8 protein-coding genes are annotated in these 13,590 nt (G+C 64.2%); all 8 read right to left on the bottom strand.

What is annotated here, in order from left to right; all coding sequences use genetic code 11:
- Positions 1-6: 6 nt before the first annotated feature.
- The 8 genes from recG to VFV96_07320 all read right to left on the bottom strand — a co-directional run bounded on the left by recG (position 7) and on the right by VFV96_07320 (position 13,579).
- Positions 7-2,094, bottom strand: a complete 2,088-nt coding sequence (gene recG, locus VFV96_07285) for an ATP-dependent DNA helicase RecG (protein HEU5070199.1) — start codon at positions 2,092-2,094, stop codon at positions 7-9.
- Between the two features lie 53 nt (positions 2,095-2,147).
- Positions 2,148-2,918: a metallophosphoesterase gene (locus tag VFV96_07290; GenBank protein HEU5070200.1), complete on the bottom strand. Its 771-nt coding sequence runs from the start codon at positions 2,916-2,918 to the stop codon at positions 2,148-2,150.
- A 55-nt stretch (positions 2,919-2,973) separates the two neighbouring features.
- Positions 2,974-3,636 (bottom strand): phosphopantothenoylcysteine decarboxylase, encoded by a 663-nt coding sequence (locus VFV96_07295; GenBank protein ID HEU5070201.1) that lies wholly within the window; start codon positions 3,634-3,636, stop codon positions 2,974-2,976.
- Between the two features lie 67 nt (positions 3,637-3,703).
- Positions 3,704-4,444 (bottom strand): phytanoyl-CoA dioxygenase family protein, encoded by a 741-nt coding sequence (locus tag VFV96_07300; protein HEU5070202.1) that lies wholly within the window; start codon positions 4,442-4,444, stop codon positions 3,704-3,706.
- Between the two features lie 92 nt (positions 4,445-4,536).
- The gene (locus tag VFV96_07305) at positions 4,537-10,710 is read right to left on the bottom strand and encodes an alpha-2-macroglobulin family protein (protein ID HEU5070203.1); all 6,174 of its coding nucleotides are present in this window, start codon (positions 10,708-10,710) and stop codon (positions 4,537-4,539) included.
- Positions 10,711-10,724: 14 nt separating this feature from the next.
- Positions 10,725-11,219 (bottom strand): hypothetical protein, encoded by a 495-nt coding sequence (locus VFV96_07310; GenBank protein HEU5070204.1) that lies wholly within the window; start codon positions 11,217-11,219, stop codon positions 10,725-10,727.
- 55 nt (positions 11,220-11,274) lie between these two features.
- Positions 11,275-12,057 (bottom strand): RluA family pseudouridine synthase, encoded by a 783-nt coding sequence (locus VFV96_07315; GenBank protein HEU5070205.1) that lies wholly within the window; start codon positions 12,055-12,057, stop codon positions 11,275-11,277.
- Between the two features lie 46 nt (positions 12,058-12,103).
- On the bottom strand, positions 12,104-13,579 hold the full coding sequence (locus VFV96_07320; protein HEU5070206.1) for a right-handed parallel beta-helix repeat-containing protein: 1,476 nt from the start codon (positions 13,577-13,579) through the stop codon (positions 12,104-12,106).
- Positions 13,580-13,590: the final 11 nt, after the last annotated feature.

Here is a 13,590-nt window from a genome sequence, read left to right on the forward strand (position 1 = left end):
GCGAATCTAGCGCACCGGACCGGCAATACCAAGCGCTGTTCCGCCCGCGGACGCGGCGATGGCGCGGGCCTGCCGAATCAAATCCAAATCGGTGGCCAGGTCGCCAAAGCGAAACCGCGCCGCGCCGCTTTGCTGCTGGCCCAGCAACTCGCCCGGGCCGCGCAGCCGCAAATCCGCCTCCGCAATCTGGAAGCCGTCAGTGGTGTCCGCCAGCACCTTGAGCCGGGCGCGCGCCTCGGGATTATCCGCATTGGAAACCAGGATGCAGAACGACGCGTGCGCCCCGCGTCCGATGCGGCCGCGCAACTGGTGGAGCTGGGCGAGCCCGAACTGCTCCGCGTTCTCGATCAGCATCACCGTCGCGTTCGGCACGTCCACGCCCACCTCGATCAACGACGTGGCCAGCAGAACCTGCACTTCGCCGGCCCGGAACGCCTGCATCACGGCCTCCTTTTCGCGGGCGGGCAGCCGGCCGTGCAGCAGGCCGACGTGAAACGGCGCGAGCGCCCTTTGCACCCGTTCCAATTCCTGCGTGACGGCTTTGACGTTGCCACCGTTGTCGTCCACGCGAGGATACACGACATACGCCTGACGCCCCTCGCGCAGCTTCTCCTTTACGAACGGCCAGACCTTGGGCAGCGCCTCGGCCAGGCGGACGAACGTGCGAATGCGTCCCCGGCCCGCTGGCAACGCATCAATCGTCGAGCTGTCGAGATCCCCGTAAAGCGTCAGGCCCAGCGTCCGGGGAATGGGCGTCGCAGTCATGACCAGCAGATGCGGGTAATGCCCCTTGCGCACCAGCGCCTCCCGTTGCGACGTGCCGAACTTGTGCTGCTCATCGATGATGACCAGGCCAAGATGAGGCAGATCGAAGGCGCCGTTGAGCAACGCATGCGTGCCGATGGTGAGCGTGGCGGAGGGCGCCCGCCCGCCGTCAACGCGATGGGTTGCCGGAGGTGTTTCGTTTGCGGTTTTCCAGCTTCCCGTCCGCAGTTCGACCTTCACGCCCAACGGTTCCAACCAGCGTTGGAAATTCCGGAAGTGTTGTTCGGCCAGAATCTCCGTCGGCGCCATCAACGCCACATTGAAGCCGCTCTCCAGCGTCATCAGCGCGGCGCAGGCAGCCACGGCCGTCTTGCCCGAACCCACGTCGCCCTGAAGCAGGCGCCGCATGGGATGCGCGCCGCGCAAGTCGTCGCGAATTTCGCGCAACACGCGCGTTTGCGCGTCGGTCAGCTTGAACTCCAGCCGCGCGAGGAAGGGTTTGATGAGCCGGTTGTCGCCGCCACACGGCCAGGCACGGGCGTTGGCTTCAAATCGCCGGCGACGCGCGAGCACGCCGCGCTGGAGTTCGATGAATTCATCCAACGCCAGCCGGCGGCGGGCCAGTTCGGCTTCTGCCATCTCCGCGGGAAAGTGCAGCCCACGGATGGCTGCCGCGCGGGACGGCAGACCGGGCGCGAGCTCTTCGGGAGCCGGTGCCGGTGCGGAGGCCGGGCCCCGTTGGTCCGCCGACGGTTCCAGCCGCTCCAACGCCCGCCACACCAGCGTCCGTAGCACGCGCGCGGTGAGCCCTTCGGTCAGCGGATGCACCGGCACGATGCGGTTGACGTGAATGAACTCATCCTCGCCCGCCTCCAACGGCTCGGTTTCGGGATGGTCGAACGTGCGCGGGCGCAGTGACTCGGGTTTGCCGAAAATCATGAACTCGCGGCCCACCGTGTAATACGACTCCATCCACGGTGACGCCTGCCACCAACGGCAATGCAGCCGCGCCGTGTCGTCCTCGAAGATGCACTCGAACAGCGCGCGCGAACCCTGCTTCCAGCGCTTGATGCCCGCCACCACCACCCGGCCCCGCACCGTGGCGGGCTGGCCCAGTTCCAGCTCGCGGATGGGAAGAAATTTTCGCCGGTCCTCGTAACGCCGCGGCCGGTGCAGCAACAGATCCTCGATGGTGCCAATGCCCAGCCGCTTGAGCTGCTCCGCGCGTTCCGGGCCCACGCCCCGGAGCGTCGTCACCGGCAGCGCGAGCGGCGCGGGGCTGGCGTTGGCGGAGGAATGAGCAGTGGAATGAGGATGCCGCGCAGCCACGGCGGGACAATACAAACCAGCCCGCGCCCCAGCAAGGTCCGCGCAACGGCGGCTCAGATTTCGATCAGCGTGATTTCCGGCCGACAGCAGAACCGCAGATTGATGTGGAACCAGCCGATGCCGGCGCCAACGTAGAGCGGCCCCGCCGGCGTGGCAAAACGGCCGAGTTCGTAGGGGCCCACGCCGTAAGGCACGACCAGCGCGCCGTAAAACGGCAGCCGCACCTGCCCGCCGTGCGAATGCCCCGCCAGCAACAAATCATACCGGTGCGGCGCCAGCTTCTCACACCACGCCGGGTAATGGGCGAGCAGGATGTTTTTCACGCCGGTCTCCGGCGGGAGAACGGCCGGGGTTTCACACGTCAGCCCGTGCAGACGCACCCGGCCGCCCGGCGCGATCACGCTCGCATCCAGCAGCCAGGCGCCGCCCGTGGCCGCAAAGGCCCGCGCGATGGCCCCGAAATCGGCGCGGCTCCAGTAGTCATGGTTTCCGGGCACTCCGAACAGCGGCGCCTGAATGCCCAGGAGAATTTCCAGCGCTTCCGGCAGGTGCTCCCGTTCTTCGATGATGTCGCCGGAAAAGCAGACGAAGTCCGGCTTGAGCGCGTTGATGCGGGCCACCACCGACGCCAGCCAGCGGCGGTTCCCCTTGTGATGCAGGTCGGTGAAATGAACGAAACGCGCGACCGGCGGACCGTTCGCCAGCCGGAGCTGATTGACCTTGAGCCAATGCGGCTCGACCAGCGCCGCATCGCCGACCGCGAGCAACTGAAGGCCGGCCAGACCCAGCTTGAAGAATCGGCGGCGATTGAAGCGTTTGCGCATGGCGGACGGGGCAAACTGATCCGCCCGTCCGCGGCGAACAAGCCGCGCGTGCCGCTCAGCCCTTCTTCTGCTTGCGCGCCACGAAATCTTCCAGCGCCGAGAACAAACCGGCGGTGCCCGCAAAATGCCGCTGGCCCGCCGGCGTCACCAGGCCAAAGCCGTCGCCGTAGGCCGGACCGTTGGCCACACACGCGCTGATCCTGGTTTCCTCCATCAGCATCTGCGCGGCCACGAGCGCGTCCTCGCGCTTGCCTTCCACTTCGTATTTCCAGCCGACCACCTGCGATTTGGGAAACCATTCAGGCAACTGGCTGATGAGCTTCGGCGTTGGAACCAGTTCGGCCAGCAACGCCCCGTCGCGGGTGGAGAATTTATCCGAGGCGATTTCCTCGAGCCGGCCTTCGCTGTCGCGTTTCCAGATCTTGCCGAACATGAAATCGCCCACGGCGGCCATGTGAAACACGGCGTCAAATGAACTTTTGGAAAGGGTCTTGAGCTTGTCCTGCAAATCGGCGGTGGTGCTGAAGTTGATCACCTTCTGTGCACGGCGCTGACCGTTCCAGGTGGATTGTTCGCCGACGAGCAACGTGACCTGATGCCCGCGGCCGGCGAGGAAGTTGGCCATTTCGGTGCCGGTGCGGCCGGTCGAGAAATTGGTCAGGCGACGCACCGTGTCGAGTTTTTCAATCGTGGGACCCGCAGTAACAATAAAATTCATAGGGGGCGGAGCATACGCGAAACCCGCCGCGTGGAAAGATGGAAAGTGGCGGACCCCAGCCAGCAGCTCAATTCCCCTCCGCCCTAGCCCACCGCAAAGGCGCGGGCAGCGAGCACGCGGCGAATTCCAGATGGATCACCCGCCGATGGGCCGGCCTCGTCGCAGCCAAGGAAGCATGCAAGAGCAGCGGGCGCATCAACAGCACGCCCCCTCGCCGGATGGTGCAACTGACGGGGACGTTCTCCGCCAGGCGGCGCTCCATCACGGCGGCGGCCAGCCGGCCATCTCGATGAGAACCCGGCAAAACCCGCAATGGACCATTGTCTGGACCACAATCGTCCAGATGCACGCGCACGGTCACCAGACCGGCGAGCACAGCGGCGGGCGGCTGCACGTTCACGACACCGTCTTTAACTGACCAAGGTCCGTAGCCGGGCACCGCCGCACGTTCGCGAACACAAATCGTCGTATCTTGATGCCACGCGACTTTCCAGTTTGCTGCCGGGGTCTTGTCGAACAGAATCCCCTTCACCGGAAAGGCGGCATCGCCGAGCAGCGGTTCCACCAGTGCGCGGATTTCGGGGGCCGCAGCCAGTTCCCGCACGGCCGGCACGGCGAAAAGCAGATTTCGCAAGGCGTAGCCTTCCCGCCCCGCGGCATCCGTCACGGCCGCGCTGACATCCGCCAGCGCCCGCTCCGACAACACGCCTTCCACGACCACGAAGCCGGCCTCTTGGAAGTGGCGGACAAACCCGGCATCACCCGCCGCAAAACGCCAGGCGTCCCGACCGTGTTCTGACTGGTTCATTCGTTAGCGCCCGGCCCGGTTTTCCCCGGCCGCCAGCAGCACTACCGCAAGCATTGCGCGCATTCGGTTTCCGTTTCGGCGACTTCGCTCGTTCATTTCGCGTCTTCCACCTTGACCCATTGTTCGGCGCCGTTGCAGCGGATTTCGGGCACATACATCGCCTGGCCGAGCACCGGCAGCGCGTGGAATTCGCCCGGCACTTCGGCGCGCAGGTCGTAGCGAATCTCCCAGACGCCCTCGGGCAGCTTGTCGATGAACAGCGCCACCTTGCGGTCGCGTAATTCCTGATAAACCCAGCGGGTCCGGCCGGTGTAATCGGAATCTTCAGGTAGTGGGGCAGGCATCTTGCCTGCCCGGTTGCGCGCAGGCTTGGCGGAAGTCCCACCGGACAGGCTGGAAGACTTTCCCACTACGGCATGCTTCCGCTCCACCGCGCCGGACTTGAGTTCCTTCGCGTAGAGCGATTCGCCGCTGCGGATTTCCACGGCCTCGAACCCGGCCGGCTTCAAATCCTCGAACATCAAATATTCGTAGTTGTTCTTCCCCTCGATGGTGAGGACGGTTTCAACCCGTTCGCCGCTCTTCACCGTCTCGCCATTGAGGAGCGGCTCCTGGTCATAGACGTAGCCCTTGAGCAGCGTCGGACGGCCGACCAGCTTGAAGTATTGGCGCTTCACGAAAAGCTCGTTGCCCGCCGCCGTGATGGGCTCCTCCTGGCTGAAAAACTTCGCTTCGACCGCGAAATACACCGACGCACCGCCCTGCTTGTTCCCCTCCTTGGAGGGGCCTGGGGTGGGTTTCCCCGGCTTCACCTGGATTCGAACCTCGTTGCTGTCCTTGATGAGTTTCGCGTCCACCTCAAAGCGGCTCGGCGCATTGAAGACATCCGCGCCGCTGACCTTCTTCGACGCGACCTTCGTGCCGTTGACGGTCAGGACGTATTCCAAGTCCGGTGCGATTTCACCGCTGGCTTTGAGATAATCCGTCATCGCCAGCACGGCGATAGCGGTGTCGCGCGTGTTGCTCCACTGCGCGCCGCGACGGTTCTTGATGAGCCAGTTCGCCACCGGCTCGACGAGTTGGTTCGTCGGGTCAATCGCCAGCAGCGCCCGCAACGCAAAGGCCGTCGCCTCCACCCCGCCATCGGACCAGCGCCAATAGAGGCCGTCTTCGCCCCAGTGGGCGGTGCCCATGACCGTTGAGGGTTGAGAGTTGCTGGTTGATGGTTTGCCGTCCACCAGCACGGACGTGTCCGGGCGGTCGTCGCGCTTCACGCCATTTTCCAGATTTTCGATAAGCGTCTTCGCCTCGGCGTCCTTGCCGAAGTAGTGAGCGGAAAGTGCCAGCAGCGAACGCGTGTAGGCGTTCAATTTCTCGCGATTCGTCCAGAGATTGTCGAAGGCCTTGGCTTCCATCTGCGACAAGCCGGATTCGTTTTGCGCGGCTTTGTGGGCGGCAAGCGCGTGCAGCATGAAGGCTTGCATGTCGTAATTTTCCTCCTGCTCGACGAGTGTCTTGTCGAGGAACTCGGCGCCGCGCCGCGCGACTTCGGGCTTCACTGCCACACCCGCCTGTTTCGCCAGCGACAATCCCCACACCACGTAGGCCGTCATCCAGGGATCGCTCTGGCCTTCCTTCCACCAGCCCCAGCCACCGTCGCCGTGCTGGAAATCGTAGAGCCGATCCAGCCCAGCCTTGGTCATGTCGTCGAGCTTGGCGAGGTCCTGTTTGCCCTTCGGATGCGTGGCGGCGGCGGAATTCGTTTCAATGCCACCGAACACGCGGCCCATCACGTCCTCGGGTTGCAGGCCCGCGTCTTTAAGCGTCTTGGCCACGATGGTGGCCGGCAGGAAACGGCTCATCGTCTGCTCGGTGCAGCCGTAGGGATAATCAATCAGGTAAGGCAACGCATCGAGCATCGTCACCGCGAGGCTCGGCGTGACTTGCACGGTCAGTTGGGTGGAACCGGCCTTCCGCTCGGCAGGCAGATCCAGTTTCACGGTCACGTCGTTGCCCCGCACCTTGCCGGACTTGGCGAGGAACTTCTCGATGCCGTGTTCGTAAGCGACGTAGGTTTTCTCCATCGCATCGGAATACTTGCCGCCGCGACCGGTGACTTTGAGGTTCACTTCGCCGGGTTGTTTGACGGAGGCAATCCAATCCGCGCGGGCTTCGCCATTGGCAGGGAGTTTTAAATAAAAATCCGGCATTTTTCCTGACTTGGGCAAACTGGAGGCTTGCGCCGCACTGGAAACCATTTCCAATCCGCCATCCATTTCCAACGCCACCTTCGCCTCCAACGGCTCATCCGTATTATTGTTCACGACCGCCGAGATCGTCACCGTGTCGCCCACGATGAAGAAGCGCGGCGCCTGAAGACGCACGATGAGCGGCTGCTTGGTGCGTGTGGTGGTGTCCGCGATGCCGAACTGGTTGCCGCTTGTGACCGCGCGGGCCGTGGCCTTCCAGCCCGTCAACGAATCGGGATATTTCACCTTCACCTTTGCCGTGCCATCCGCGCCCGTCATCACATCCGGCTGCCACAACACGGTCGAGCGAAAATCACTGCGCACCACGACCGCGGGTTCGGGCGCGGGCTCACCCGCCACCGCGCCACCCAGGCCTGTAACTGACTTCGCCATGGGCATCTCCTGCATGGCCATCGGTGCCGCGACGGCGGGTGAAACCATGCCCGGCATCTTGGCGGCCCGCAACGCGTAGAATCCGCCGGCCGCTCCTCCACCCCCAACCCCGCCCGTGGGCTGATTAAGGGCCGCGTCCTTGTCGGCCAATTCCAGTTCATCCACAGCCGCCGGCAGCACGTTGGTGTCCTCGATCCCGCGCTGCTGCCGCTCGTAAGCCTCGACCTGGGACGCCTCGATGAGCTGGTCATCCACGCGCACGAGCTTCACGTAGCGGCGCTGGTTGAAGGTGCTGCCCGTCTGCGTCGCCTGCGGGCGTTTCGTGCCGAAGTAGAACTGGCGCGGATCGCCCGCGTAATCGCCCTGGATGTAGAACACGGATTCGTCCACGAGACTGAAGGCGACCTCGGCGGGCACCGGTTTGCCCGCATCATCCCGGGTGGTGACGGTGAACGTGCCTTCCGCGCGCGGCTGGTATTGCGGCCGGTCGGGCTTCACATCCACGGTCAGGAAGTTCTTCGTCGGCGGCACCACGACTTGTTTGGTGTCGGTGTAAAGCTGGTTGTCGCTCACCATGGCGGCGTTCAGGAAAATATTCGGCACGTGCTGTTCGGTCACGTCGAGTTCGACGAGTTTGGTCGTGCCGTCGAGGTGAATGAGCTTCGCGCTCAGCAGGTCATCGGCTTCAACGGTGAACAGCACGTAACGGTCGTTGTCCGCGGTCTGAATCATCACCGGCGCCTGCTGGCCGACGCGAAACGTGTCCTTGTCCACGATGAGTTCCAAGCCACCGGTGCGGTAGCCCAGGTCGGTGGACTTGTCGGTGCAAACCCACACGGTGGTCCCGGCCTTGATGGGATTGGCCACCTGCAACTTCTGCTTCGCGACCGTGTCCTCGCTGGTCCACGCGACGCGGTAATAACCTTCGCGTTCAGGTTTGAAATCCAGTTGCGCCGTTCCATTCGTGTCGGTCTTGAGCGTTTTGGTCAGAATGTCGTCGTGCTGGTAGCCGCGGAATTTGAGCCGCCAGCCGGGTTCGTTGGGCCGGGTTGGGGGCGGCGGCCAGATGGAGGTTTTGGCGCGCCGTTGTTTGAGTTCATCGCCTTTGACTTCGCGACCGTCCGGCGCGATCCAGATTTCCCACCAGTAATCGCGCGTCACCTTCACGGTGCCTTCGCAGACGACGGGTTGCTGGTTCGCATCGGCCGCCTTGAACTCAACGCTCACCTTGTCCTGCGGCTGGTAGAGGCGATGGTCCGTGTCCGCGTGCACGAAGTAACGCTGCCGCGTGACGCGCACCGTGCCCGTGCCGGTGATTTCCCGCCGGCTGGCATCGGTGACGCGTGCTTCGATGCGATACTCGTAATCCTGATTTGCCCCGCGCGGCGTCTCGAAGGTCAACGTCGCCTTGCCCCCGGCATCGGTCTTGAGCGTCTCGCGTTTCACGACCTGCCCGCCGCCCCACCAGCGACCGCGGTAGCCGCCCGCCTGGTCCATGTCCTGGTAAAACCACGGGAACTCGCGCGGCTGCGGCCAGGACTGCCAGTAAGGATTCTGGTTCACGACCACTTCGACGCTGGCGTTGGCGACCGGGCCGCCGAAGTAGTAGTCGGCCTGGATGGTGACCTCGACGACGTCACCAAGCTTGAACACCTTCTTCCGCCCCGCTTCCTCCGGCGTGCTGACGGCGACTTTGAACTCAGGCAGCTTGTATTCCTCGAGCCGGAACAACGTCGCGCTGCCGATGCTGTGCTGGCGGCCGTCATCCCAAAACTGCACATGGTATTCGCCGAGCGGCATCTGCTCCGTCAGTTCGAGCGCGCCCCACGCGCTGCCGAAGGAGTTCAACGTGGCCTTGCCCTCCTTGACCTTCGTGCCCCGCGGATCGTTGATTTGATACTCGATCGTCTGATTGGCGGGCGTGGAATAAACGCCATCCGCGTATCGCCGCGCAATGAATTTCCAGTTCACCGTCTCCTTGGGCCGATAGGCGGGCCGGTCGGTGAAGGCGTAGATGCGCCAAACCTGCCGATCTGGTATCGGCAGCCCGGTGGCCGGGTCAATGGTGCTCCAGTTGAATCTGCGATTTCCGTAACTGTTGCCGATGCTGAACGCCTGCCGGTCCTTGAGCATCGCGCTGGCGAACAGCTCCACGCCCGTATTATCGCGCTGCTCCAGATCGAACACGGCCAACCCATCGGCATCTGTCTCCTTGGACTGTTCGCGCACTCGCCACTCGCCATTCCAGTTCCAACGTTCTCGCAGCACCACCCTGGCATGGGCCAGCGGCGCGCCGCTGTGGGCGTCGCAAAAATAAACCAGCGCCTGCTTGCCGGAACTCTTGAGCACGAGCGCCGCGTCCGTGACGAGAATCAACTGGCGCGACGTTTGGCCACCGGCCTTGCCTTCGAGGACGTAAGCGCCGGGCGGGAGTTTTTCGTCGAGCCGGGCGGTGGCATTGCCGGGCCGGTAGTCGCCTTTGTTTTCAACGTCGCGCGTCCAGCTTTTCAACTTCTCACGACCCGCGAGGGGGATTTCATCCACCCAATCGCCCTGGTTTTCACCGAACTTCACATCGCGATTCAATTCCACCGGATACAGTGCCAGCTCGATTTGCTTCACGTTGCGCCAGTTGAGCGAGTATTGGATTTCCGAGCCGGGCAGGAAGAAGTCGGACACCATCACGTTCAACTGCGGGCCGGTGATGTCCTTGATGGCCTGCTGGGCCTGTTCCCAGTAACGCGTCTCGCCCTTTTTGAATTCGCCCACCAGCCGCCGGTAAAGTTCCAGCGCGCGGACGTAATCCGGTTCGGTGTGCCAGGTGCCGTCCTTGAGGACGACCACGCGACCCTCGCCGGCAAGCCATTGGGCGTAGTTGAACAGCGCGTCGTCATACCAGTCCGTTTTCGTGCCCGACTTGAGCGCGCCCTCGAATTCGTCCTGCACGCGCTGACGCTGTTCGGCGTCATTCCCGCCCCGGCTGCGCAGCGCCATCGCGAGGAGGTAATGCGCGTGGGCCCGGTCCGCTTCCGACGACGCAATCTTCAACGCATTCTCGAGAATGGCCGGATCAATCTGGTTGCCGAAGTAGCCGTAGGAGTAATACGGCTCAGCCTGCGGCGGCTGCGCCATGCGCCAGACGATGGCGAGGTAACGTTCGCGGGCCAGCTCGACGTCGCGCGCGCCGGCCCACCAGTCCAGCGCCCGCTGGTAATACGGCCAGGCCTGCCCCCAGTTGCGCTGGTTGCGCCGCGTCCACCAGAAATCGCCGAGCGACTCCTGCACCTCGGCCCAGACGCGGTCCTGGTCCTCCGGGCGCGCCACGTCGCGCACCAGCTTCTCCAGTTCGGTGCGCGCCTGTTCGAGCGGCGTGTTGTCGGCGGATTGCGTGGCCGCGGCGGCGCGCCACTGGGTGTCGTAGCAGCGGAAAGCCACCCAGCGTGCGTCGCTGGCGGCGAGGTTCGACATCAGCAGGGCGCGCGCATACAACTCGTGCGCCTTGCTGAAGGATTTTTCCGCGTAAAACTTTTCGGCCTCAGCCTTGAGCGAGGCGAAATCAGCGGGTGGTTCCGCGGCCAGCGCGGTCAGGGCGAGGAGACAACCCAGCGAGAGCAGGAAGCGCATAATTGGAGTGTGGCTCATTGGTTCACGGCGGGGGCAACGGGTGATGGTGCGGGGGCGGGCAGCGTGACGCAAATTTCTCCCATGACGACTGTTGGTTTGATCATGCCCAGTTTTAGCTTCACCTCATAAATCCAGCCATCGATTTTTTGCCGGAACGGACTGACCGGTCCGCCTTCACGCCGCCCCACACCGACGGCCGCCAAGGTGCCCAACAGCAACACGGTCGTCAGACCAGCCGCCAAGCTCCCCGCCCGCCGGCGCCACCGCCCCACCGGACAATCCCGGGTCAAAATGCGCCCGTCGGCCCGCCGGTGCAGGCGCGCGCAAAGCGAACCTTCCGGGCGGCGAATGAGCGCTCCGGCCTCCGCGCCGGTCAGCGCCGAAAGGTCATAGACATATTTGCGGCATTGGTCGCAAAACCGCACGCGGTCATCACCATGCATGGTTTCCCAGCGGGCCCGGCAAGGCGACGCCACCCGCACCTGATCGAGGAAAGGCTTCGTTTCCATGTTGTCCTCGGCATTTGACGGTGATTGCCGTCAAATGCTCCCACGCAGCGCACGGCTACAAATACTTTTCCGCCCAGTCTGGCGTGCAGGGCCGGCCGGCCAGGAAATCCTGGAACCACGGCTCCGGCACGGCGTGGAAGTTCCAATTCCGCAGGAGCCAGTTGAATCGCAGGGATTCGGCGTGCAACGCATGGCACGACAGCAACAGCCGGTTGCGCTGCTCCACCGTGAGCCGGCGGTGCACGAAATCCAGATAAAGCTGCGGATCGCCGCCATAGAGCTTGTCGCCCACAATCGGATGGCCAAGGTGAGCCAGATGAATGCGGATCTGGTGCTTGCGACCGCTGTGGGGCTGAACCCGCAACAACGTAAACGGCGCTCCATTCCCGGAAGGTTCCGTGGCCCCGGAAACCGGCCGGGTGAACCGTTGTTCGACCCGGAAATCCGTGCGGGCCGCGGCGCCGTCGGACCGGACGCGATCCTTGATGGACACCTCGGCCTGTTCATCACGCCCGAGAGGTTCCGCGCAGGTGCCGGACTCCGCGGCGACGTGGCCGTGCACGATGGCGAGATATTCCTTGGTCACCTCGCGTTCGGCAAAGAGCTGCTTGAGCTTGCCAACGCGCTGGTCGCCCTTCACCACCAGCACGACGCCGCTGGTCTCGCGATCCAGCCGGTTGACAAGATGCACGGGCGCGCCTTCGCCCACGTGCAGGCGCACACGGCTGATGAGGCTGGAATAGGCATCGCCCTTGGTGGGATGACAGACGAGGCCCGCCGGCTTGTTGATGGCCAGCAGTTCCGCGTCCTCGTAAATCACCTCGAACAATGCGCGCATGCGGGCGCCAGCGTAACGCCGGACGGCACGGGAACAAAGCCCGCCGTCATTCGGCAAACTCGGCACAGCCGATCGCAGGCAGCCGGTCCGCGGGCAGACGCACGCCGAAGAAATCGCGCCCGCCGGCCGCGGACAGTTTTTCACCTCGCATGAACGCGGGCAACGCGGTCAGCCGGTAACCGCCCAGCGAGGCGAAACCGTCTCCGCCCGCTCCGGGCTTGAGCAGGGGCGGCCGGTTGGTCACCGCCTGCGCGTCCGGCGGACGGTCCACGTGCGCCCCGAAGTAAAGGTTGTGCTCAAACACCGTGTCGCGGCTCTGGCCGGGTTGATAGGTCACCCGGCCGTCCACGTAGAACAGGTTGTTGACGAAGCGGGTGTTCACCGCGTTGCCGCCGTCCCATTCAGTGAACAGCACCAGCGGCAGATCCTGGTTCGGCCCCACGTAAATGGTGTTGTGGCAGATCAACGTGTCCTGGACGCCGCTGATGTGAAAGATCCGCGCCGAGTTGCGGCCGTCGTTCTGGCTGAGGTTGTAGCGCACGATGGTGCCTTCGTTGTAGGAATGGCCGGGCGCGCAAATCAGCATGAACCCGCCGTCGTTGTCGTGGCTGTAGTTGAATTGAAAGACGGACCGGCGGCAGCGGTAATCCGAATCGAACCCCTGGCCGTCCTTCGTGCCCTTCATGCCGGAGACTTCGTTGAATTGAATCAAGGTGTCATCGCAGTCAAACGGCCAGATGCCGGCGGCGTAATCATCACAGCGCGTGCGCCCGCCCCGAAGCACGTTGTGTTCGATCAGCCCGCCGTTGCTGCCCCAAAGCTTGATGCCGTCCCCGCCGATGTCCTCGAGCAGATTGCCGCGAATGACGACGCCCACGCTGCGGGTGCGGCTGCCGCTCCGCTGGCAGATGCCGTTCCGGTCGGTGCGCACGACGTGGCAATTTTCAATGCGCAGATCGTCGAAGAAGCCGCCGCGGCGGGTTTCAAAGAAAATACCGCAGCCTTCCTGCTCCTTGCGCAGGTCGCCATTCACGTCGTGGACGTAGAGATTGCGCAGGTAAACATGGCGCCGGGCACCCGCGCCGTCCGCGACGATCCGAACGCCGGTGCGACCGGGCTCGCGTTGCTCGCCGAGATTGGTGATTTCCAGTTGTTCCACCTCCCAAAACTCCACGTTGCGCAGGAGCAGCGTGTCGGGCACCCGCCCTTCCCCATCGAGGCGCGGCCGGTCGCCGGAACCATACGCGCCCAGCCGAATCGGCCGCGGCCGGCCGTCGATTTCGTCACCGGAGCCCCGCGGCGCCAGCTGCCCGGCGTAACGCGTGCCGGCCTTGAACCGGAGCGTGTCCCCGGGCTGAAAGACCTGCGCGTTCACCCGCGCCAGACTGCGCCACGCGGTTTCCGGAGTGGTGCCGGCGGACTGGTCATTGCCCTGGTCCGCGTCCACGAAGTAATCCGTCGCTCCGGCCCGGGCCAGCAGCAGCGCCAGGCCGATGACCGCGAAAAATTCAGCTCGAATCATATCCGCCAAGG

The organism is Verrucomicrobiia bacterium, from assembly GCA_035765895.1.
In the GTDB taxonomy this organism is placed as follows: Bacteria; Verrucomicrobiota; Verrucomicrobiia; order Limisphaerales; family DSYF01; genus DSYF01.

Excerpts from the sequence above, each read along its gene's own strand:
- VFV96_07290 (HEU5070200.1), bottom strand. The coding sequence starts at position 2,918 with ATGCGCAAACGCTTCAATCGCCGCCGATTCTTCAAGCTGGGTCTGGCC.
- VFV96_07295 (HEU5070201.1), bottom strand. The coding sequence starts at position 3,636 with ATGAATTTTATTGTTACTGCGGGTCCCACGATTGAAAAACTCGACACG.
- VFV96_07300 (HEU5070202.1), bottom strand. The coding sequence starts at position 4,444 with ATGAACCAGTCAGAACACGGTCGGGACGCCTGGCGTTTTGCGGCGGGT.
- VFV96_07305 (HEU5070203.1), bottom strand. The coding sequence starts at position 10,710 with ATGCGCTTCCTGCTCTCGCTGGGTTGTCTCCTCGCCCTGACCGCGCTG.
- VFV96_07310 (HEU5070204.1), bottom strand. The coding sequence starts at position 11,219 with ATGGAAACGAAGCCTTTCCTCGATCAGGTGCGGGTGGCGTCGCCTTGC.
- VFV96_07315 (HEU5070205.1), bottom strand. The coding sequence starts at position 12,057 with ATGCGCGCATTGTTCGAGGTGATTTACGAGGACGCGGAACTGCTGGCC.
- VFV96_07320 (HEU5070206.1), bottom strand. The coding sequence starts at position 13,579 with ATGATTCGAGCTGAATTTTTCGCGGTCATCGGCCTGGCGCTGCTGCTG.